This window comes from Pseudomonas sp. FG43 (assembly GCF_057809175.1).
The window spans coordinates 12,535-33,740 of the sequence record NZ_JBMDJL010000032.1 but is presented as its reverse complement, the minus strand read 5'-3'; the positions used below and the strand labels follow the sequence as shown (position 1 = coordinate 33,740).

Here is a 21,206-nt window from a genome sequence, read left to right as displayed (position 1 = left end):
CTCCCACAAGAGCCTTGGCCGCGACAGTCAATCAATGGGAAAACAGCGAATTCCCCACCTTCCCGGCCATTTTCTCCGGCTTGATCAGGAACCGTGCCAGCGCTGGCAGCAGCCATAGTGCGCCGAACATGTTCCACAGCAGCATGAAGGTCAGCATCAGGCCCATGTCCGCCTGGAACTTGATCGCAGAGAAGATCCAGGTGCAGACCCCAATCGCCAGGCACAGGCCTGTGAACAGCACGGCCTTGCCTGTGGACTTGAGGGTTTCGTAATAGGCCTCCTGCAATGGCAAGCCTGCACGCAGGAAACTCTCCAGGCGGCTGTAGATGTAAATGCCGTAATCGACACCGATCCCCACACCCAGCGCCACCACCGGCAAGGTCGCGACCTTCACGCCGATGCCCATGAACGCCATCAGCGCATTACCCAGCACCGAGGTCAGTACCAGTGGCAGGACGATACACAGTGTCGCCGCCCAGGAACGGAAGGTGATCATGCACATGGCCGCGACACAGATATAAACCAGGATCAGGATGATCAGCTCGGACTGCTTGATCACTTCGTTGGTCGCCGCCTCGATCCCGGCATTACCGGCTGCCAGCAGGAATTGCAGGTCCGGCGTGTTGTTCTCCTTGGCAAAGTCCTGCACCGCATGCACGGCGCGGTCCAGGGTTTCGGCCTTGTGATCGTTGAGGAACACCAGCAGCGGTGCCAGGGAGCAATCGTTGTTATACAGGCCGTCGGCGCGGGCGATGGAGCTGTTGAGCACATCCTTGTTGCGCGACAGGGATTCCCATTTCAGGTTGCCCTCGTTCATGCCCTTGATGACCTGCTTGGAAACGGTCACCAGCGAAATGGCCGACTGCACGCCCTGCGTATTCTCCATCTTCCAGGCCAGCTCGTTGATGGCCGACATGGTCGGATAAGCCGAGCAGCCCTCACGCGGAGTCTTGACCATCACCACCAGCACGTCCGAACTGGTGGAGTAGTGGCTGATGATGAAATTGTTGTCCTGGTTGTAGCGCGAGTCGGGACGCAATTCGGGAGCACCCTGATCGAGGTCGCCGATCTTCAGGTTCTGGCTGTACCAGAGGCCACCACCAAAGGCCAGCAGCGCCAGAACCACAGAAACCGGTGCCACTTTCGGGCTGGCGAAGTTCGACAGCAGACGCCAGAACGGATGCTCGGACACCGCATCCTGCTTGCTGCGCACCACCGCTCTCTTGCTGATGCCGACATAGGAAATCGCCACCGGCAACAGGATCAGGTTGGTGAACACGATCACCGCCACACCAATGGAAGCGCCGATGGCCAGTTCGCGGATCACTCCGATATCGATGATCAGCAGGGTAATGAAGCCCACCGCATCGGCCAGAATCGCAATCATCCCCGGCAGGAACAACTGGCGGAAAGTGCGGCGCGCAGCGGTCAGGGCATTCTCTGCATCGCTGGATTGCAGCGCGATACCGTTGATCTTCTGCACGCCATGGGAAATGCCGATGGCGAAGATCAGGAACGGCACCAGCATCGAATACGGATCGATACCAAAGCCCACCACATGCATCAAGCCGAGCTGCCAGATCACGGCAATCAGCGTGGTGCTCAATACCGCGATGGTGCTGCGGATGCAGCGGGTGAACCAGATCAGCAGGACCAGGGTAATGACAAAGGCGACGCCGAAGAACATCACCACCATGAACAGGCCGTCGATCAGGTCACCGACCTTCTTGGCGAAGCCGACGATGTGAATCTTGATGTTCGGGTTCTGCGCCTGATATTTGTCGCGGATCTTTTCTTCGAGCTGATGGGAGAACTGCTGGTAATCCAGAGCGAGCAACTTGCCCTGATCCGCCGGGTCCGGGTAGGACTCCATCAACGGCACATCGATGATGCTGGACTTGAAGTCGTTGGCCACCAGCCGCCCTACCTGCCCGGACTTGAGCACGTTGTTGCGCAACTGATCGAGGCTCTTGTCCGAGCCGTCATAGCTCTGGGGGATGACTTCGCCACCGGCAAAGCCCTCTTCGGTCACTTCGGTCCAACGAACGCTGGGGCTCCACAGCGACTTGAGGCCCGAGCGGTCCACACCGGAGATGTAGAACACCTCGTCGTTGATCTCGCGCAGGGTTTCCATGTAGCCCTTGGAGAAGATGTCGCCATCCAGTGCTTCGACGGAAATGCGCACGGTATTGCCCAGGTTTGCCAGGTCATTGCGGTGCGCCATCATGTTCTGGATGAAAGGATGATCCAGCGGGATCATCTTCTCGAAACTGGTGGAGGGTCTGACCTGGAGAGCCTGCCAGAACAGAAAGATGCTGGTCAGCAGACACAGCAGGATCACCGTCGGGCGATTGTTGAAGATCAGGCGTTCAAGGAACGTCGCCTTGTCGCCTTTGTGCTGCTGTTCGTGATGAAGGTTGGTCATGCCTGAATGTCCCCGCCCTGAAGGTTCTTATTGTTGGGTCGTCTCGGCACCCGTAGGCGAGGCGACGCGCACGCCTCCCTGCCCTACCAGAATCAGATTGCCTCGGTCATTGCTGGTCACCCCCGCCAGTGAAATACGGTCGGGGCGATTGAAGATCTGAAACGTCTGGCCATCATCGGTACTGCGCATGACACTGCCGCCATTGCCCACCAGAACCAGCGAACCGTCGGCCAGCAGAGAAGCATTGGCCAGGCCAAACTCCAGCGGCCCACGGGCTGCATTCAAGGAGATGGTTTCCCAGGTGTCGCCAAAATCGGTGGAGCGAAACAGGTTGCCGCGCAGGCCATAGGCCAATAGCGTCGAGGGCTGAGCGGTGCCGATCACACCGAACAGCGAGCCTTGATAAGGACCTTCGAGCTTTTCCCAGCTCTGGCCGTCATCGCCGGAGCGAAACATGCTGCCCGCCTCGCCGACGATGAACAGGCCCGCATCCTTGACCTGAGCAATGCCGTTGAGGTGGAACTGGTCTTCGTTATCGAGCCGGTCGCTGACATCTTCCCAGTGCTTGCCGCCATCGGTGGTGGTCAACAATGCGCCATAGGCCCCCACTGCAAAACCGTGGTCCAGGTCCTTGAACCAGACATCCAGCAGAGGTGCCTCACGCTTGAGGTCCTCGAACTGCTTGTTCCAGGTCTTGCCACCATCGCTGCTGGCAAGCACCTGAGCATCATGGCCGACAGCCCAGCCGTGCTGTTCATCAACGAAGTACACCGCCGTCAGCAATTGGCGGGTCGGCACTTTGGCCTGGACCCAGCTCTTGCCCTGATCGTCGGAATAGAGAATATGGCCGTGATCGCCAACCACCACCAGCCGCGCCCCGGCATGGGCCACATCCAGCAACAGGCCACGAGCGGCCTTGGCGGATTCGATGGAATAGACAGCGTCTGCGGAGGGTTTTGCAGGATCGGAAGCGGCTTGTGAAACAGTCGCCGATGCCAGAAGCGCAATGCAAAGCGCCAGGGACATGCCCGCGGATGATCGGGTGCGCCGGATGAATGGCTCACTCATGGACTTCTCCCGTTATTGTTATCAGGTGTTTTCTGTGGGCCAGAACGCTCTAGCCTTACCCTTTTGGAAGCAGTCACATCCTAGTCGGCTTTTCAAATCCGTGACAATCGGCAAGTCGTTATGTTTTGTTAAGAGCCGGTGGGGCATCAATCAATCACGACATGAGGCAAGAACCGGCTGCTGTCCTTGGTGATCAGGCTCTCGTCTTCGCGGATACCGATCCCCGATGCCAGGTCGCCGATCACCCAGGAGCCGATCAGGGTGTAGCTCTCGTCGAATTTCGGCAGTGGCGAATAGGCTTGCAGGATGTAGGGCGCATCGGTGTACGGCCCGTCGACGGCAATGACCTGATCGCCCGGTGTGCGCATCTCGATATTGGCCCCCTCGCGGGAAAAATACGGCTTGCGCACCCAGCCTTTAGGGACAGGCTTTTCGGGGTTGCGGTCGATATGGGCAGGCAGCAGATTCGGATGGCCTTCGTTGAACTGCCAGAGCAAAGGCAATATGCCCTTGTTGCTCAGGATCGATTTCCAGGCAGGCTCGACGAACTGGGTGCCGCTGGCCGCCACATGCTGGCCGAACGGCTCGTGGAAGATATGCTCCCAGGCATGCAGCTTGAACAGCCGCTCGATCCAGCGCCCTTCCATGTCCACAAAACGACCATCGGCCGTGAGCCCGATATCTTCGATATCGATATGCCGCGCATCGATACCGACATGGGCCGCCATGCGGCGCAGAAAATCCGTGGTGCCCCGATCCTCGACCGAGCCGGACATCGACGAAAAGTAGAACGGGCTGGTGCGCGGAAACTCGGCAAAGGCCCGTACAACATCCTCCGCAATGGAGTTGAACTGAGTGGCATGAGCGGGCAGCACGCCCCGCTCCATCTGCTCTTCGAGCCAGAGCAACTGAAATGCGCCGGCTTCCATCAGGCTGGTGGGCGTATCGGCATTGATTTCATACATCTTCGCCGGGCCGGTGCCGTCGTAGGCAAAGTCGAAACGCCCGTACAGATGCGGATGACCTTGCTTCCATGAGCTGCGGATCAGGTCGAAGAACGCTTCGGGAATCGCCAGTTGCCCCAGCAGTTCTTCGCTGTCCACGATCCGCGACACAGCATCCAGGCACATCTGGTGAAGCTCCTGGGTCGGCGCTTCAAGATCGCGGGTGATCTGCTGCTCGGTGAACAGGTAATACCCGCGCTCATCCCAATAGCGTTCGCCATCGATAGTGTGAAAGTTGAACCCCTCACGCTCTGCGGTGCTTCGCCAGTCCGGGCGTTCCTGGACGCTGATCTTTTTCATCGGGGCAATCCCTTAACCGCCAAAACTGAAACTGCTGCTCTTGCTGCCCCAACCGCTGCGCGCCGTAGCCTCACTGCCAAAACCGCCACGAGAGATAGTCGAGGATACCGAGGACTTTGAGATGGTCGAAGAGACCGTGGATCTTGGAGTGCTCTCCAGGCTTCGTCCCAGCGTACTGCGGCTGTAAGTCCTTGCCGGGCTGGTACGGGCCTGAGTCGAGCCGCCAAAGGTCTTGCCGCGATCGATCTGCGCAGGCAATGACGACATGTAGAAACTGCCACGGTCGTCACGCGCCTGATACACGGGCTGCGAATAGTAGCGGTTACTGCCAAAACCGCTGCTGAGCAGGTTACCGATCAGCAAGCCTGTGAGCAGACCTTCGCTGCCACCGGGGTTGGCCTGGGCGACTTCCTGATGCACCCTGGCGAGGGTGTCTTTCGGCACATTTCCGGAGAATGCCAGCTCGAACCCGCCCATCTTGGGCATGTATTTGCCTTCGGACGTTATCTGGCAATAATCCGGAATGAAGTCAGTTTCACAGGAAGCCTTGTCATCATAAACCGGAGCAATGCTGCGGTGATCCGACAGGGCCTGCATGTAGGCGTCGGAACACACATCCACAGGCACCTTGGAATCGACACAGGCCTGGACCGAGCTGAAATTGGTCTGCGCGGTGAATTCCGGTACGTCTTCAGCCTGGCTGCACGCCGACATGGCAAGAGGAAGCGTACTGGCGAGCACAAGTTTTGTGGTACTGCGTCTCATCGTGAGTCTCCTTGACCGTAGCCGCTGTCAGACCGAAGGGGTCATGCAGGCCGCGTTGAGCAGACCGACGCTGATCGCGACACTGGCCGAGTAGATCGCCGCCGCCGTCTCGCCTCTGGCAATACGCGCCGAAAGGCCCTTGAGTACCAGACTGGTAACCCCGAACGCCAGCAGTTGCACCACCGCCGCGATCACCACCCAGACGATCACGTCCAGAATGCCGACGCTGTAGGTGATGATATTGCTGGCCGGCAGCGCAAAACCGATCAGCGAGCCGCCCAGCGCAAGGGCTGCCGCGACATTGTTCTCGCGGATCAGGGCAAATTCCTTGTGCGGCGTGACGCGGCTGTAGATGAACTGGAACAGGGCGAACAGAATCGCCGCCACCACGATGTACATGATGAAACCAAACACGGCTGTGGCGTTGAGCGACATACGCAGCGCGTCGATCATGAGGATTTCCTTGTCATAGAACGTTGATATCAGTGGATTGCAGCGTTACACCAACCGCCGTTGTCAGGGTGATGACACCCTCTTCGTCTTCTTCTACCGAAAACAGCAGAAATTCCCGCCGGTTGATCAAGCCCGTTTCGCGGGCGTACAGCATGCTCAGGTGCTTGATGCGATAGCCGCCGTCAGGGCTGGACACATCTTCGTCCATGGGCGTCAGTTCGGTCTGTCCGGTTTCGGTTCCCCACTGGCGCTCGAACACTTCGCCGTCGTGCTCATAGGTCGGCAGGCCGATCTTCGAGGACGGGCCGGTCAGACGCAGCAATTCATCCTTGCTGGCAATAGGCGAGGCACTGTAATAGCCGAACAGAATGATGTCCTGGACGTCTTCAGGATTGCGGCCGTTGCTGACCACTTGCAGGAAGTAATCTTCGTTATCCAGATAGAAACGATGGATGAACATCGACTGGCCCAGATCGATACGGCCCACGGCCCAGACCTTTTCATCGCCCGGCACAACCACTTCGGAGTGGCCGTCGAGCAGCATTTTCAGCGAAGAATCCAGGCACAGCATGCGCCCTGAAGCCAGACCAAACGGGCTGCTCGGCCCGCTGGCGTTACCGGACGCCTTGGGTGCCTCCAGCCCCATGACACGTTTGAACCAACTCATAGCGCATCCTCTTGCAGTCGACTGGAAGCGATGTAGAAAATTTCCCCGCCGCGAATGATCACGTCATTGGCAGGATTGATCTCGAACTGCCCATTGGCAGACGTGCGATAACCGATCAGCGTGGCATTGAACTCCTGACGCAGGCGCACATACAGCTCGCCGCAAGAGGAAGTGAAATCAGCGGGCAGCACATGCCGGAATTGCGTCGCGCCCTGACCGATGCACAAAAGTTCGTTGATAACACTGCTGGAGCCTGGGTCCTGGGAGGAGCGGACCAGCATTTCAATAGCCATGTTCGACGTGCATTCCAGCTCGGGCGCATAGGTTCTGGCCAGTGCCGCCCGTTCGGAATTATTGAAGTGGGCCACGACATGGCCAGAGGGTCCCAGGCTCTTGAGCGTCAGCACGATGGCCAGGGTCAGGCTGTCAGACTGGGTATGCACCAGAATCCGCTGGGCACCGATGACGCCTGCCCGGATCAACAGTGCAGGCGAATCCAGCGAGTCGCCCTTGATGAAAGATGCCCGGCCCGGCATGGGGTTTTCCGCGATGATCGAGTCGCAGATCACCAGCCCGCCGCCACTGGTCGAGGCGTCCTGATCGAGCAGTTCGACAATGCGTTCGCTGGACTCGCCATCCCAGCCCACAAGAACCGTATGGCCCTTGAGTGCAGAGCAATCGCCCTGTCCCTTCATGTTTCGTCTCCAGATATCGCCGACCGAAGTCGAAGCCTTGCCGATCACGGCGGTCAGCAAGGCGATACCGCCCAGCATGATCCAGGTGGTAGTGATGACCTTGCCCCAGCCGGATTTGGGCGACAGATCGCCATAACCGACAGTGGTGGCAGTGGTCAGGTAGAAATAGGTGAAATCAGCGCCCTGGAGCAGATGCTCCTCATTGGCCAACGTCAACAGCAACCATGAAACGGCGTAATGCACGACCAGCAACATACCGATGCCAGCCCAGCCGAACCGGTCGAAGAACACCGATGCGTGACGCCGAAGCAACAGAAACAGGGTCATCCGTTCAAATCCTTGAGTCAGCGTTCACTTCCATACAGCCACGGCAAAGGCATGGGATGACCTTTGTCGACCATCCCTTCCAGACGACTTACTGGGCCGGTGTCTGGTTGCGGGCTTTCAGGCGCGCCAACACATCTTCGGCACCGCCATTCTTCGCACCGATACCAGCGTCTTGCAGGCGGCGCTCGAGGTCGCTGCCATTGGACTGGCTGGCCAGTTCTTCAGCCGCTTCCAGCTTGGCGTCCTGTTCATCCTGACGCTGTTTCAGACGCGCCAGAGAACTCACCGCATTTTCCACAGCGCCGCTGGCGCCGCCGGTAGCCGTGGCTGTCGCGACCCGCGCCTTTTGCACGGTTTCACGCGCCTTGGCCATCTCGACCTGCTGCTTGAGGCCCTTGATCCGCGACTCGGCCTTGAGCACCTGATCCTGCAACAGGTTGACCTGCTTGTTGAACTGATCGGCCAGCTCCTGCTCCTGATCGCGCAGGGCTTCGATCTCCGCGATTTTTGCGGCGCATTCCACAGCCAGGCCTTCTTCACCCTTGTTCAACGCCTGCAGAGCGCGGCCTTCCCAGTTGGCAATGCTGGTGGCGTGCTCTTCAAGACGCTGAGCGGACAGCTTGTGCTTGGCCTTGATGGTGATCAGACCGTCGCGGGCCTTGACCAGCGCGCTCTCGGCGTCGCGGATTTCCTGGTCCAGAATACGGATGGCATTGGCATCGACAATCGACTCGCCCACTTCAGAGGCACCGCCACGAACGGCAGTCACCAGTTTTTTCCAGATACTTGTGGTCATGAATTCTCTCCTCCTGACAGGGCTATTCAGCGGATGAAATGATCGTCAAAAGCTTCGGCCGCACGGATCACGTTGTCCGCAAGGGTGAAGATTTCCTGAACGATTACCGTCAGGGACGATGCGGCGCTCAATGCGCCAAACAGGCAGTAGACTTCCTGGTCGTCGGCCAGGGTCTCGATACCGACCGATGACAGCGGAAACAGGTCACGGCTACGCAGGACGACATTGTTGAAGGCGGCCACGTCCTTGATGCTGCTGACTTCGATCAAAGTGGCATCGGCCAGGACCTGATCGCCCGCCACCGCGATGTAGATCGGCAGGTCGCCATAGCCTTTCATGGTCAGACGGATACCGGCCTCGGCACCTTCGGTCACGGCCAGCTCAATTTCCCCTTGAGTGACCAGATCCAGTTCGGCCAGAGACTTCTGCAGGGAGCTGATGGTCCAGTTGGTGTTCTCGGTCATGAAATCCTCCAATTTGATTCTCTCGCCCAGAAAGGGCTGCCTTAGCGCTTTTTCGATGCCGCGCAACGCATCGACGTTTTCGGGGCGGATCCAGAACTCACGCTTGACCAGACCCGCTTCCTTGAGTCGCAGACGCATTTCACGCATGTAATCGGTGGAACTCTTTGACACCTTGGCCGGGAGAGTTGAACTGTCGCCTTTGGCTTTACGAGGCATTGGCGTCCCCCTGTAATTTTAATGCCGATCAGTTAAGGCATATGTCACTTGTGGGAGGGGCCTTGGCCGCGACGACTTGCTTACAGGCAATACATTTTCAGCGCCTGAAAGCTGGTTGTCGCGGCCAAGGCCCCTCCCACGGACTGTGACCTTGCCACCTGTTTTTTGAAATCAGCCTATTAACTGATCAACACTATCCTGTAATTTCACCTTGGATCAGGTGCGCAACGTAGCAGATGCCATCAAGGATGGATACGTATCACATGTGATATTTTTTCAGGCCTGAAACGGCACGATTCCAAACGTGAAAAAGGCGCTGTCCGCAACCGCGAACAGCACCTTTTTCAAGAGTGCGAATGACGCACTCAATGCCGCATCAAGCCTTACACCGCCAGACTTTTGCTCACCACCTCGAACACGTCGGCCGACAGCTCGCCAGAGCTGCGGATACGCTCCAGTTCGGCCTTCATCAACGCCTGACGGGCGCTGTCGTACTTGCGCCAGCGGGTCAACGGCGCCAGTTGGCGAGAGGCGATCTGCGGGTTGAAGCCGTTGAGCTCGATCACCAGATCCGCCAGGAAGCGATAGCCGGAGCCATCCGCTGCATGGAAGTTGATCAGGTTCTGGCCAGCGAAAGCACCGATCAGGGCGCGGACCTTGTTCGGGTTCTTGATGTTGAACGCCGGATGCTGCATCAGCTCCTTGACCCGTTGCAGGCCACCCGGCTGGGTGCTGCCCGCCTGGACGCTGAACCACTGATCCATGACCAGCGGGTTGCCTTTGAAGTTTTCGGCAAAAACGGCCAATGCCTTGGCGCGCTCTTCAGTGAACGGCGAATTGACCAGCACGGCCAGCGCTGTCAGGCGTTCGGTCATGTTATCGGAGGCATCGAACTGCTCGATGGCCGCCTCAAGAACCTGTGGCTTGGCGCTGAGCATCAGGTACGACAGCGCAATGTTCTGCAGGCTGCGGCGGGCGAAATGCTCGGCTTCGGCAATGTAAGGCGTGGTTTTCGACAGGCTGCGATTGGCCTGATAACGCGCCCACAGCGCATCGAACAAGCTGTCGGCAATCTGCTGACGCGCAAACTCGCGGGCCGCGTGAATGGCATCGACATCCGCCACTTCGCTGATTTCAGTGAGGTACGCCTCACCCGGCAGCGACAGCATTTCCGCGACCATGGCCTGATCCAGTTGTTCATCTGCCAGCACAGTGCCCAATGCTGTTACCAGACGCTGATCCATGACCAATGGCTGACCTTGCTGATGCTGGGCAATCAACTCCTGCAACACTTGAACAGACAACTGCTGACCTGCATCCCAGCGATTGAAGCCATCGCTGTCGTGCTGCATCAGGAACATTAACTGGTCGCGGTCATAGGGGAAGCTGAGTTTGACCGGAGCCGAGAAACCACGCAGCAGCGACGGCAGCGGCTTTTCAGCGATATCGACAAAGGTGAACGTCTGCTCGGCCTCGGTCACCGACAGCACGCGGGAAGTCCCGCTGGCCGCTGCTTCACCGGACAGACGCAGCGCGACCTCGCCACCCTGCTTGTCCAGCAAGCCCAGCGCAACCGGAATCACGAACGGCTGCTTTTCCTGTTTGTCCGGCGTCTGCGGGCAGCTCTGACGGAAGGTCAGGCTGTAGGTGCGCGCAGAACTGTCGTAGGACTCGCTGACCGCCAGACGCGGCGTACCGGCCTGGCTGTACCAGCGCTTGAACTGAGTCAGGTCCACGCCATTGGCGTCTTCCATGGCCTTGATGAAATCGTCACAGGTCACGGCCTGCCCGTCGTGGCGCTCGAAGTACAGATCGCTGCCCTTGCGGAAGCCTTCGGCGCCCAGCAGGGTGTGGATCATGCCAACGACTTCGGAGCCCTTTTCATAGACAGTCAGGGTGTAGAAGTTGGAAATCTCGATAAAGCTGTCCGGGCGCACGGCATGGGCCATGGGGCCGGCATCTTCGGCAAACTGGTGAGTGCGCAGGTAAGCGACGTCCTGAATGCGCTTGACCGTGGCCGAGTTCATGTCCGCCGAGAAGCCGGAGTCGCGGAACACCGTGAAACCTTCCTTGAGCGACAGCTGGAACCAGTCACGGCAGGTCACGCGGTTGCCCGACCAGTTGTGGAAATACTCGTGGGCCACAATCGCTTCGACACGCTGGTGAGCGGCGTCGGTGGCGGTTTCGGCACGGGCCAGCACGGCACTGGAGTTGAAGATGTTGAGGCCCTTGTTCTCCATCGCGCCCATGTTGAAGTCGTTGACGGCCACGATCATGAAGATATCCAGGTCGTATTCGCGACCGTAGGTTTCTTCGTCCCAGCGCATGGATTTCTTCAGGCTGTCCATGGCGTGCTGGCACTTGTCGATGTTTTCCGGCTCGACATAGATGCGCAGGGTCACGACACGCTCGCTCATGGTGGTGAACGTGTCTTCGACACACCACAGATCACCGGCCACCAGCGCGAACAGGTAAGCCGGTTTCATGAACGGGTCTTCCCAGGTCGCCCAGTGCCGACCGTCGTCTTCCTGGCCACTGGCAATCGGGTTGCCATTGGAGAGCAGTACCGGGAAATCATGCTTGTCGGCGCTCAGGGTCGTGGTGAACTTGCTCATCACGTCCGGGCGGTCGAGGTAATAGGTGATCTTGCGGAAGCCTTCGGCCTCGCACTGGGTACAGAACATGCCGCTGGACTTGTACAGGCCTTCCAGTGCGGTATTGGTTTCCGGGTGGATGCGCACAGTGCTGTCGACCGTGAAACGCTCGGCCTTGGGGTGCAGCGTCAGATGGTCCGGCGTCAGTTGATAATCACCTGCGCTCAGCTCGACATCATCCAGTTGCAGCGACACAAGCTCCAGAAGCTGGCCATCCAGCACCAGCGGCGGCAGGCCTGCGCCACGCTCGGGATTACGACGCATGACCAGTTGCGCATGCACCAGAGAGTGGTCGTCGAACAACTCGAATGTCAGGTGCGTTTCGTCAATCAGATAGTCAGGCGCCTGATAATCCTTCAGGTAAATCATTTTCGGTTGCTCAGTACGCATACTGGAATCCTTTACTGATGCACGGCCAGTTGATAGGCCGTGTACTTGCGAATATTGATCACGCCGGTATCGAAAATCAGGTATTGGCCCTTGATCCCCAGCAGCGTGCCCTCGGCAATCGGGTTCTTGTCCAGGTTGAAACTGACAATCTTGGTCGGATACGCCTCGACCGGATAACGAAACTCTACAGGCTCGGCATCATGCAGCAACTGGATGGCCTGCAGGCCGAACCGGCCTTGCAACTCCTGTAATCCGGCAGCGCAAGTGTCGAACAGTTCCTGACGGATGGCCTTGAGATCCACCGGCTGGGCATCGCCCTTGAGCAAGGCGCGCCAGTTGGTACGGTCGGCGACCTGACTGCGCAGCAGGTCTTCGACGAAACCGGACTGCTGCCGGGTCGCCACACGCAAAATAGGCAAGGCCTGGCTCGCGCCCTGGTCCAGCCAGCGGGTCGGCAACTGGGTGGCCCGGGTGATACCGACCTTCACGCCCGATGAGTTGGCGAGATAGACGATATGGTCGGTCATGCAGAACTGCTCGCCCCAGGACGGGTCCCGGCAAGTGCCGTGCTCGTGATGGCACTTCTCCGGGCTCATGATGCACACATCACACTGGGCCAGCTTGAGCATGCACGGGTAGCAATAACCCTGGCTGTAGCTGGATTTGGTCTTGCGACCGCAATGGCTGCAATGGATGGCGCCCAGATATTCCAGGCGTATCGTCTTGCCGATCAGCGGGTTGACGGGGATTTCTGCATCGCCCAGCCGAAAGCTGTATTGCACGAAGGGCGCCGCATCCTGGCGCGCCGACATTTTGTTGACTGCTCCGCGACCAAGCTCGATCAATGGATGGCATCCGACTTGAACAGGATATTGGCCACCGGCTCGGATTTGGACGCACATTCCTGCGGGCCCATGTAACCGATGCGCTGGTCTTCCGGCAGGTTCTGCGCTTCCCAGGCGATCAACGCCTGCAAGGACAGCTCGCGCTGCTCCTGGGTCAGCTTGCGGCCATCGGACCACTTACCGATTTCCACAGCCAGCTTCAGGCTCTCGTAGATATCGGGGGTGATGTTTTCAATCATTTCAGCAAAAGAGGACATTCTGTACTCCAGAAAATAGGGGGCAATTCCAGGCTCTGTACGAAAAGTCGGCGAGCGAAGGTCAGGCAAGGCAAAAACAGGCGAGGAAGCGGAGTTTACGTGTTGTAAATGAGCATTCCGAGCCTGTTTTTAACGCAGCATCACCGAGCGCAGCCACTTTTCGTACAGAGCCTAGGCTCTGCGGCGGGCAATGGCACCCCCCACAAGGCCGGTAACACAACCAATAATCAGACCACCGACATGAGCGCCGTTGGCGATATCGCCAAAACCCAGCAGGCTCACCAGCCCGGACAGACACAACACCAGCCAGACCAGCATCATGATCAGCACGCCACGTGGCATGCGGTAGATCGGGTTGGGCGCCAGCCACTGGAAAATCCAGCAATGGCCCAGCAACCCGTAAAGAACTCCCGATAACCCGCCAAACAGGCTCGGGCCACCGAATGCATATTGGACCGAGTTGGAAAACGCGGCGAACAGCAGCGTCAGGCCCAGCAGATGCCAGCGCCCCTGACGCAGCTCGATGCGCCGCCCAAGCTCCCAGTACCACAGGCCGTTCATGGACAGATGCAGAATTCCGAAGTGGATCAGCATCGGGGTGAAGATACGCCACCACTCCCCTGCCGCCAGGCTGTCGGCAAGAGGCACGAACATCGCGTATTCATCCTGGACCCGAAAGTCCAGAAACGTCAGCCAGCGCACGGTATCGAGGTCATCCCCCAACAAGGTGAGCCCGGCAACGACCAGGGTCGCCAGCAGCACCAGTGCGGTCATCGGGCTGTTGCGCAACTGCTGAGCGAAGCCTGGACGTTTCACTTTGGTCACTGCGGCTCCAGGCGGTAACTCATAAGTGTCGTCACCCTCCGGAAAGCGTGCGTACAAATTGCGCACTTCTTCGGCCAGTTGCCCTACATCCGGTACCCAGAGCACTTGCTCACCCGCCTCCTCGCTGACCCGATGAGGAACGCCCAGACGCTGAAGCAAGCTGATGAAGCCTGTCAGATCGGTGCTCAGGGGCAAGCGCAGAACGGCAACGGGGTTCATTGTGAAACCTCGGGACGCTGCACATCGACCCAGACGAATTTACCCGGATCGATCTGTGTTTCCTGATCCAGCCGATACGCGACCAGCTTGCCGTAGAGCACAGCGCTGTAATCCAGGCAGGCCAGGTTCGGGCGAATCGGTGCAGGTATGCCGCTACGCCAGTAATGGCCGACGAACAGCAATGGCTCGTCGATGCCATAGCGCAACAGGGCGTTCTTTTCCGAAGTGGACAGCGGCGTCTTGGCCACGCCTTCGGGCAAGGCGTCGGGCTGGAACACCACATCGCCGTAGGTCTGTGGGTCGTCTTCCCAGAATTTGGTGCGGAAGAAAGCGCGGGACAGGCCATCGCCGCCGGTCAGGGTCAAGCCATGGGGCAGGCGCATGTCAGTGCCGCGCAACAGACGGTTGAAAACGCCACTGGCAAAACTGCCGGGCACCGCCGAAGCCTGGACGAAATGCTTGTCGATGCAGCCATTGCCGTGCAAGCCACGCAGGGGCTCGATCAGGCTTGGGTCCCAGCAGGCGTGAACCACGCGGAAACGGCCTGCATCGATGTACAGCGGCAGCTCGTAGAACCATTGGACAAACTCGCTCCACTCCGCCGGATACTGCTCGAACTGCGCAAGCGTCTCGCCGATAAGCCGCGCATGACGCGGCGTATGTTCGCGCACGAAACGCTGACTGCCTTCGGGCAAGGCCGGTGTCACCCAGCCCAGCGCATTGAACTCATGGTTGCCCATGATGCAATAGGCCTGACCCGCCTGGACCATGTCGCGCACGATATGCAGCGCCTCGCGGATCCGGGGGCCTCGGTCAATGATATCGCCCAGGAAAATCACCCTGCGTTCAGGATGACGCCAGACGCCCGCCTGAAAACGGTAACCGAGCAACTCCAGCAAGTGCTCAAGCGTATGAGCACAACCGTGCACGTCACCGATCAGATCGTAGCCACGCGCAGGATCGAGCATCAGTCGCCTCCGACGCCGAGTCTGCTGCCCCAGCCGAGCTTGGTGCGGCAGACTTCGTAATAGTTATGATCCAGCGGGTGAATCAGGCGCAGTTTCTGGGATTTCTTGCTGACGGTAATGGTATCGCCCGGTGCGCAAGTGAAATGGTTCTGCCCATCACAGGACACCTGGGGATAGATGGTCATGTCCTTGGACACCACGATTTTCAGCTCGCTGTTGCCGTCGACCACTATCGGGCGGCCAGAAAGCGTGTGCGGATACATGGGCACGATAACGATGGCATCGAGCTTGGGATGCATGATCGGCCCACCTGCCGACAGCGCGTAGGCAGTCGAACCGGTAGGCGTGGCGATGATCAGGCCGTCGGCCTTCTGGCTACAGACGAACTGGCCATCGATATAGATCTCGAACTCGATCATCCGCGTGGACTTGCCGGGGTGCAGCACCACATCGTTGAGTGCATCGCCCTGGCCAATGGCCTCACCATGACGGCGAACTTCGGCCTGAAGCAGGAAGCGGTTTTCCACCAGATAGTGTCCATCCAGAACTTCAGCGACTTTCACTTCCAGTTCGTCAGGACGGATATCGGTCAGAAAACCCAGGTTGCCACGGTTGATGCCCAATACCGGAACGTTGTGCTTGGCCAACGCCCGCGCCGCGCCCAGCAGACTGCCGTCGCCGCCCACCACAATGACCATGTCGCACACTTCGCCGAGCATCTTGCGCGACGAGGTCTGCAGACCGTGGCCGGGCAGTACTTCAGCGATGGTGTCTTCCAGAATGACGTGCAGATGCCGGTCCAACAGGAATCTCTTGAGTCGGCGAACGGTATCGAGCACCTGAACACTGCCCAGACGACCGATGATGCCGATATTGCGAAATTGCTCCATGGGGCTCCTGCTGCGGGTTCGATACGGCCTTGAAAGAAACGGATTATGGGCGAAAGGGCCGGTTAGCGGCAATGTATGCACAACCCCGTAGGAGCGAATTCATTCGCGAAGGAAGCCCAGGCGACGCATCGCCTGTGAATGTACACGGTTCTTCGCGAGTGAATTCGCTCCTACGGGGGGATGGGGGCTATCCTCGGTACATGACTCTATTTCCCGACCTGATCGACCTCCCCCGCCAGTTGCGCCACCCAGAGGTGCGCGACCTGGCCTGGGTCATCCTCGCGCCGCCCATGCTCGATGCAACGCCATGGCCGCAACGTCATCCATTGACCGGCAGCGACTGGGTACAGCACCCCGATCAACTGGCAGACTTCCTGTATCAACTGGATCGGGACAGTTCCCCGCTGGAACACTGGCTGTCGCTCAGCGCCACACGCAGGCTGGGGCTTTACTACGAACGGCTCTGGCAGTTCGCGGTGCATCATGCGCCGGGAGTCGAGATCATCGCCGCCAACCTGCCGATTCGTCTGGAAGGCCACACCCTGGGCGAACTGGACATGCTGCTGCGGGATCGTGATGGCGTGCATCACGTGGAACTGGCCATCAAACTCTATCTCGGGCCGCAGGACGGCGATGGCAGTGACACGGCGCAATGGCTGGGGCCTGGATGCCATGACCGGCTGGACCGCAAGCTTACACACCTGAGCCAGCATCAACTGCCGATGTCCTCACGCCCGGAAAGCCGGGCGACGCTGTCGGCGCTGGGAATCGAGGCCTTCACGGCCGAGTTATGGCTGGGTGGCTATCTGCTCTATCCCTGGCCGGGACAGGCCCGATCACCGGCAGGTGCCCATAGCCAGCACCTCAAAGGGCTCTGGCTGCATCAACGGGATTGGGAAGAATTCATCGCACAAAGCCCGACGGGGCGCTGGCAGCCTTTGCCACGTCACGCCTGGCTGGCACCCGCTCATTACGCCCAAGCCTGGAGCCATGAGCAATTGCAGGACTGGCTGACACAGCTCGACCCACTGGCTCCGGCGCAACTGCTGGTACGCCTGAATCAGAACCCGCAGGGGGAATGGGAAGAAGCAGAGCGTCTGTTTCTGGTGTCGGACATGTGGCCCAATCTGGCCGACACCAGTAACACACTCAGCTCGGAAGCTGTCTCGATACCACCCGCCTGATCACTTGGTCTTCGGCAGCAAGATGGTCAGGATGCCGAGCAACGGCAGGTACGAGCACAGGTTGTAGACATACAGAATGCCGTGGCTATCGGCCAGATAACCGAGCAACGCCGCACCGATCCCGCCAAAGCCGAACATCAGGCCGAAGAAGATACCGGCAATCATGCCCACGTTGCCCGGCACCAGTTCCTGGGCATACACCACAATGGCCGAAAACGCCGACGCCAGAATGAAGCCGATAATGACGCTCAGCACGCTGGTCCAGAACAGATCGGCATAGGGCAGCGCCAGGGTGAAAGGCGCCGCGCCGAGAATCGAAAACCAGATCACTTTCTTGCGGCCGATCTTGTCGCCAATCGGGCCGCCAAAGAACGTGCCCGCCGCCACCGCGCCCAGAAACAGGAACAGGTGCAACTGCGAACTGGCCACCGACAGGTCGAACTTCTCGATCAGGTAGAACGTGAAGTAGCTGGTGAGGCTGGTCATGTAGAAGAACTTGGAGAAGACCAGAAACGCCAATATGCCCAGCGACAGAATCACCCGCTTTCTCGACAGGCCATGGGTCGCCGCCTGCCCGGCCTTGAGCTTGAACAGGTTCAGGTGTGCCCGATACCAACGGCTGATGGCGTACAGCAAGCCCAGGGAAAACAGGGCAAACAAGCCGATCCAGGCCACATTGCCCTGGCCGAAAGGAATGATGATCGCAGCCGCCAGCAACGGACCGAATGCCGAGCCAGTATTGCCACCGACCTGGAAGGTCGATTGCGCCAGACCAAAACGCCCGCCCGAAGCCAGCCGTGCAATACGCGAGGCTTCAGGGTGAAAGGTCGAAGAGCCGATGCCGATAAGCGCCGAGGCCACCAGAATCAATGGGAAACTGCCCACCATCGACAGCATAACAATGCCGATCAGGGTACAGATCGAACCCAGAGGCAGGACCAGCGGATTGGGATGCCGGTCGGTGTAATAACCGACCCAGGGCTGCAACAACGAAGCCGTGATCTGGAAGGTCAGGGTAATCAGCCCGATCTGGGTGAAACTCAAATCGTAACTGGCCTTGAGCATCGGATAGATCGACGGCAGCACAGCCTGGATCAGGTCGTTGATCAAATGCGCCAGGGCGACCGCGCCGATAATACGCATCACTAATGGGCTGGTCTGAGGAGTCGTCGAAGCCGCGGGAGAACCGGGCTGAGCGCTGATCGCCATGCATTTCATCCGTAAAAATGGTTTTGGAGTGCCCCGATTCTGATATTACAAAATGTGTCATATCGAAGCAGGGTCGCCAATGTGCCATTTTTCAGGGCGCCCGTGCCATTTTTTATTGCATGTTTGCGATGGGTTTAATGAACTCAGGACGGGAGCGAATTCATTCGTGAACCAGGTCCCACCTCTCCACGCTCTGCCACATCATGCAATGAAATCTTCGAGGTTTCCGGCAACGCCAGACCACCCGCCAGTGCCAGAGCCGCTACGGCAATCAGATAAAAGGCCGGCGACAAGTTACTGCCGGTAGTGCTGATCAACCAGGTTGCTACCAGCGGCGCAGTGCCACCGAACAGGGTGTAGGCCATGTTGTAGGTGATGGCCGATGCCGTGTAACGGGTGCGGGTCGGGAAGGTTTCCGAGAGCAGCGCTGCCGTGACAACGCCGCACAACACCGCGCCGATGGCCAACAGCATCACTCCGAAAATCGAAGCCGCGAACGATCCCGAACTGGCCATCAGGAAAGACGGAAACACCACCAGCATCAGCAATACGCAGGCCGTGACCACGGTGGCGCGTCGTCCGACCCGATCGGAATAAGCACCGGCCAGCGGGCAGATCGCAGCGGCAAACAACAAGGCGATCAACGACACCAGCAACGCCGTGGCCCGACTCAAGCCACCCGCCACTTGCAGGTAAGTGGCGAAGTAAGTGGTGAACATGTAGAACGACAGCGCCGTCAGGGAAATGAAAGCCCCCAGACAGCAGATGGCCGCGCCATGGTTGCGCAGGGTTTCCTTGAGTGGCGAATGGGCCACGTCATGCTCTTCGGTCACGGCCTGAAAAGCCGGCGTTTCGTCCAGCCTCCAGCGCAGATACAGACCGACCAGCCCCAGCGGCGCAGCAATCAGAAATGGCAGACGCCAGCCCCAACTGCCCATGGTTTCTGCCGACAAGGCCGCCTCCAGCGCATAAGCCACCACTGCAGCAGCAGCGAAGGCCGAGAACGTCGAGACCGGCAGGAAACTGCCATACCAGGCGCGCTGGTCTTTCGGCGCATGCTCCATCAGGTAGGCGCAGGCCCCGGCATACTCACCACCCGCCGAAAAACCCTGAGCACAGCGAATGATGGTCAGCAGAATCGGAGCAGTCACGCCAATGGCTGCATATGTGGGCAACAGGCCGATCAGGGTCGTGGCGCCCGCCATCAACAGGATGGTGATGGCCAGCGTGCGCTTGCGACCGATCCTGTCACCCAGCATGCCAAAGAAAATCCCGCCCAGAGGCCGGAAGGCAAAGGCAACGGCAAAGACCGCAAAGGTTTTCAGCAGTGCGGCACTGGTGTCGGTGCTGGGGAAGAATTGCAAAGCGATGGTGGTCGCCAGAAAGCCATAGACCGCAAAGTCGAACCATTCGACAAAGTTACCGATGGCGGCTGCCACGATGACTTTTCTCAAAGTAGCAGGATCGACCTGCTCTACGACGGTAGTTGTCATGCTGACCTCGGCCATTGATGGGGGATGACCGATTATCAAGACAGTGAATGGAACGCTTTACTCCAAAAGTGTCATCCACGTAGTCAGGGACGACGCCTCTGCCTCAGGGCATCATTGCCCGTCGGCCTTGCAGGCCACCGGTGTGAACAAAGATCAGGCGAGTGCCCGAAATGAAGCGCCCGGCTGCGACTTCATGGTGCAGCGCCAGCAGCGCTTTGCCGGTGTAAAGCGGCTCCAGCGGGATACCGCCTTGCGCTTCACTGTTGGCGATGAACGCCATTAAATCCTCATCGGTTCTGGCAAAACTACCGCGACTGGCATCGAGCAACTGGTAACACGAAGACCTGCCCACCAACGCAGCCACATTCTGAGCGACGCCATGATCATCCGGGACCGCCAGCGCGCCATATACAGGGTGAGCGCCCGCCTCCGCCAGCACCAGCCCGGCCAGAGTGGTCCCGGTGCCCGCCGCCAGCCACCAACCGTGATAATCATCCCAACCCAGCGACTGCAACGGCTCTTTTATCAAGTCCAGCAATCGGGCACAGCCCAAGGCACCGGGCATGCCGCCGCCACCTTCAGGAATCGGATACAGCTCGGGATACTGCGCTTGCCATGGCAACCAGAAGCCCTCCTCATGCCGAGCGCGATAACCGCCATAACCCAGCCAGTGCAATTGCATCCCGAAGGCTTGCAGATCGAGCACCGTAGGCGTCACTTGCTCATGACCGCGCAGCAAGCCCACCGTGGGAAAACCAAAACGCCTGCCCGCCGCCGCCACCGCATGCAAATGATTGGAATGAGCGCCTCCAAGGCTGATGACGCCCGCCGCTCCATCCTGAGCCGCGCAAGCCAGATGCTCGGTGAGCTTGAACCACTTGTTGCCGCTGATCAGCGGATCGATAAGGTCCAGCCGCAGAATCGCGACTTCGATGCCTGCCTTTTGCAACCAGGGCAGGCTCAGACGTTCGAGAGGGGCTGTGGGTTGCCAGGTCAGTGCAGAGGCAAGCATGGAAAGATCAGGAATGAGAGGACGGGCCGCAGTGTACAGTTTTTGTATACCCTTGGGCCTTGGTCCCCGCACTCAGCAAC

The 21,206-nt window shown here is 59.0% G+C and carries 19 protein-coding genes; 1 reads left to right on the top strand and 18 read right to left on the bottom strand.

Features of this window, described 5'->3' with window-relative positions; translation table 11 throughout:
- Positions 1-31: 31 nt before the first annotated feature.
- From ACODS3_RS25970 to ACODS3_RS25900, 15 genes are all read right to left on the bottom strand, one after another.
- Positions 32-2,425 carry an efflux RND transporter permease subunit gene (locus tag ACODS3_RS25970; protein WP_201018391.1) on the bottom strand — a complete coding sequence of 798 codons (2,394 nt, stop codon included), beginning with the start codon at positions 2,423-2,425 and terminating at the stop codon, positions 32-34.
- 27 nt (positions 2,426-2,452) lie between these two features.
- Positions 2,453-3,493 carry a WD40/YVTN/BNR-like repeat-containing protein gene (locus ACODS3_RS25965; RefSeq protein ID WP_236124217.1) on the bottom strand — a complete coding sequence of 347 codons (1,041 nt, stop codon included), beginning with the start codon at positions 3,491-3,493 and terminating at the stop codon, positions 2,453-2,455.
- A gap of 146 nt (positions 3,494-3,639) precedes the next feature.
- A complete protein-coding gene (locus tag ACODS3_RS25960) occupies positions 3,640-4,797 on the bottom strand; it encodes a glutathionylspermidine synthase family protein (RefSeq protein WP_201018390.1) in 1,158 nt (385 codons plus the stop codon).
- Between the two features lie 12 nt (positions 4,798-4,809).
- Positions 4,810-5,562, bottom strand: coding sequence for a DUF1190 domain-containing protein (locus ACODS3_RS25955; protein ID WP_489036896.1), 753 nt, complete (start codon positions 5,560-5,562; stop codon positions 4,810-4,812).
- A gap of 27 nt (positions 5,563-5,589) precedes the next feature.
- Positions 5,590-6,015, bottom strand: coding sequence for a DUF350 domain-containing protein (locus ACODS3_RS25950; RefSeq protein WP_201004794.1), 426 nt, complete (start codon positions 6,013-6,015; stop codon positions 5,590-5,592).
- Between the two features lie 13 nt (positions 6,016-6,028).
- Positions 6,029-6,682 carry a YjfK family protein gene (locus ACODS3_RS25945; protein ID WP_201018389.1) on the bottom strand — a complete coding sequence of 218 codons (654 nt, stop codon included), beginning with the start codon at positions 6,680-6,682 and terminating at the stop codon, positions 6,029-6,031.
- The gene (locus tag ACODS3_RS25940; RefSeq protein WP_201018388.1) at positions 6,679-7,704 is read right to left on the bottom strand and encodes an ion channel; all 1,026 of its coding nucleotides are present in this window, start codon (positions 7,702-7,704) and stop codon (positions 6,679-6,681) included. The genes ACODS3_RS25945 and ACODS3_RS25940 overlap by 4 nt, the downstream gene beginning before the upstream one ends.
- Before the next feature lie 88 nt (positions 7,705-7,792).
- Positions 7,793-8,500: a PspA/IM30 family protein gene (locus ACODS3_RS25935; protein ID WP_489036893.1), complete on the bottom strand. Its 708-nt coding sequence runs from the start codon at positions 8,498-8,500 to the stop codon at positions 7,793-7,795.
- Positions 8,501-8,526: 26 nt separating this feature from the next.
- A complete protein-coding gene (locus ACODS3_RS25930; RefSeq protein ID WP_201018387.1) occupies positions 8,527-9,180 on the bottom strand; it encodes a YjfI family protein in 654 nt (217 codons plus the stop codon).
- 383 nt (positions 9,181-9,563) lie between these two features.
- A complete protein-coding gene (pepN, locus tag ACODS3_RS25925; protein WP_489036891.1) occupies positions 9,564-12,224 on the bottom strand; it encodes an aminopeptidase N in 2,661 nt (886 codons plus the stop codon).
- An 11-nt stretch (positions 12,225-12,235) separates the two neighbouring features.
- Entirely contained in the window at positions 12,236-13,069 is an 834-nt protein-coding gene (locus ACODS3_RS25920; protein WP_489036889.1) for a DUF2797 domain-containing protein, read from the bottom strand.
- On the bottom strand, positions 13,066-13,326 hold the full coding sequence (locus ACODS3_RS25915) for a YeaC family protein (RefSeq protein WP_122316551.1): 261 nt from the start codon (positions 13,324-13,326) through the stop codon (positions 13,066-13,068). Before ACODS3_RS25915 ends, ACODS3_RS25920 begins: the two co-directional genes overlap by 4 nt.
- Before the next feature lie 171 nt (positions 13,327-13,497).
- Complete coding sequence (locus tag ACODS3_RS25910) at positions 13,498-14,370, bottom strand: rhomboid family intramembrane serine protease (RefSeq protein WP_201018385.1); 873 nt, start codon at positions 14,368-14,370, stop codon at positions 13,498-13,500.
- On the bottom strand, positions 14,367-15,338 hold the full coding sequence (locus tag ACODS3_RS25905; RefSeq protein ID WP_201004807.1) for a metallophosphoesterase: 972 nt from the start codon (positions 15,336-15,338) through the stop codon (positions 14,367-14,369). The genes ACODS3_RS25910 and ACODS3_RS25905 overlap by 4 nt, the downstream gene beginning before the upstream one ends.
- Positions 15,338-16,228, bottom strand: a complete 891-nt coding sequence (locus ACODS3_RS25900) for an NAD(+) kinase (protein ID WP_201004809.1) — start codon at positions 16,226-16,228, stop codon at positions 15,338-15,340. Before ACODS3_RS25900 ends, ACODS3_RS25905 begins: the two co-directional genes overlap by 1 nt.
- A gap of 200 nt (positions 16,229-16,428) precedes the next feature.
- On the opposite strand from ACODS3_RS25900, the gene ACODS3_RS25895 reads away from it, so the two are divergent.
- Entirely contained in the window at positions 16,429-17,412 is a 984-nt protein-coding gene (locus ACODS3_RS25895) for a DUF1853 family protein (RefSeq protein ID WP_489036886.1), read from the top strand.
- On the opposite strand, the gene ACODS3_RS25890 is transcribed toward ACODS3_RS25895, so the two are convergent.
- The 3 genes from ACODS3_RS25890 to ACODS3_RS25880 all read right to left on the bottom strand — a co-directional run bounded on the left by ACODS3_RS25890 (position 17,413) and on the right by ACODS3_RS25880 (position 21,126).
- Positions 17,413-18,621, bottom strand: coding sequence for an MFS transporter (locus ACODS3_RS25890; protein ID WP_489036884.1), 1,209 nt, complete (start codon positions 18,619-18,621; stop codon positions 17,413-17,415).
- Between the two features lie 143 nt (positions 18,622-18,764).
- Positions 18,765-20,114, bottom strand: a complete 1,350-nt coding sequence (locus ACODS3_RS25885) for an MFS transporter (RefSeq protein ID WP_201004812.1) — start codon at positions 20,112-20,114, stop codon at positions 18,765-18,767.
- A 103-nt stretch (positions 20,115-20,217) separates the two neighbouring features.
- Positions 20,218-21,126, bottom strand: coding sequence for a 1-aminocyclopropane-1-carboxylate deaminase/D-cysteine desulfhydrase (locus ACODS3_RS25880; RefSeq protein WP_489036882.1), 909 nt, complete (start codon positions 21,124-21,126; stop codon positions 20,218-20,220).
- Positions 21,127-21,206: the final 80 nt, after the last annotated feature.

Excerpts from the sequence above, each read along its gene's own strand:
- ACODS3_RS25910 (WP_201018385.1), bottom strand. The coding sequence starts at position 14,370 with ATGAACCCCGTTGCCGTTCTGCGCTTGCCCCTGAGCACCGATCTGACA.
- ACODS3_RS25960 (WP_201018390.1), bottom strand. The coding sequence starts at position 4,797 with ATGAAAAAGATCAGCGTCCAGGAACGCCCGGACTGGCGAAGCACCGCA.
- ACODS3_RS25970 (WP_201018391.1), bottom strand. The coding sequence starts at position 2,425 with ATGACCAACCTTCATCACGAACAGCAGCACAAAGGCGACAAGGCGACG.
- ACODS3_RS25965 (WP_236124217.1), bottom strand. The coding sequence starts at position 3,493 with ATGAGTGAGCCATTCATCCGGCGCACCCGATCATCCGCGGGCATGTCC.
- ACODS3_RS25945 (WP_201018389.1), bottom strand. The coding sequence starts at position 6,682 with ATGAGTTGGTTCAAACGTGTCATGGGGCTGGAGGCACCCAAGGCGTCC.
- ACODS3_RS25880 (WP_489036882.1), bottom strand. The coding sequence starts at position 21,126 with ATGCTTGCCTCTGCACTGACCTGGCAACCCACAGCCCCTCTCGAACGT.
- ACODS3_RS25915 (WP_122316551.1), bottom strand. The coding sequence starts at position 13,326 with ATGTCCTCTTTTGCTGAAATGATTGAAAACATCACCCCCGATATCTAC.
- ACODS3_RS25900 (WP_201004809.1), bottom strand. The coding sequence starts at position 16,228 with ATGGAGCAATTTCGCAATATCGGCATCATCGGTCGTCTGGGCAGTGTT.
- ACODS3_RS25940 (WP_201018388.1), bottom strand. The coding sequence starts at position 7,704 with ATGACCCTGTTTCTGTTGCTTCGGCGTCACGCATCGGTGTTCTTCGAC.
- pepN (WP_489036891.1), bottom strand. The coding sequence starts at position 12,224 with ATGCGTACTGAGCAACCGAAAATGATTTACCTGAAGGATTATCAGGCG.
- ACODS3_RS25890 (WP_489036884.1), bottom strand. The coding sequence starts at position 18,621 with ATGGCGATCAGCGCTCAGCCCGGTTCTCCCGCGGCTTCGACGACTCCT.
- ACODS3_RS25905 (WP_201004807.1), bottom strand. The coding sequence starts at position 15,338 with ATGCTCGATCCTGCGCGTGGCTACGATCTGATCGGTGACGTGCACGGT.
- ACODS3_RS25955 (WP_489036896.1), bottom strand. The coding sequence starts at position 5,562 with ATGAGACGCAGTACCACAAAACTTGTGCTCGCCAGTACGCTTCCTCTT.
- ACODS3_RS25930 (WP_201018387.1), bottom strand. The coding sequence starts at position 9,180 with ATGCCTCGTAAAGCCAAAGGCGACAGTTCAACTCTCCCGGCCAAGGTG.
- ACODS3_RS25935 (WP_489036893.1), bottom strand. The coding sequence starts at position 8,500 with ATGACCACAAGTATCTGGAAAAAACTGGTGACTGCCGTTCGTGGCGGT.
- ACODS3_RS25885 (WP_201004812.1), bottom strand. The coding sequence starts at position 20,114 with ATGACAACTACCGTCGTAGAGCAGGTCGATCCTGCTACTTTGAGAAAA.
- ACODS3_RS25895 (WP_489036886.1), top strand. The coding sequence starts at position 16,429 with ATGACTCTATTTCCCGACCTGATCGACCTCCCCCGCCAGTTGCGCCAC.
- ACODS3_RS25950 (WP_201004794.1), bottom strand. The coding sequence starts at position 6,015 with ATGATCGACGCGCTGCGTATGTCGCTCAACGCCACAGCCGTGTTTGGT.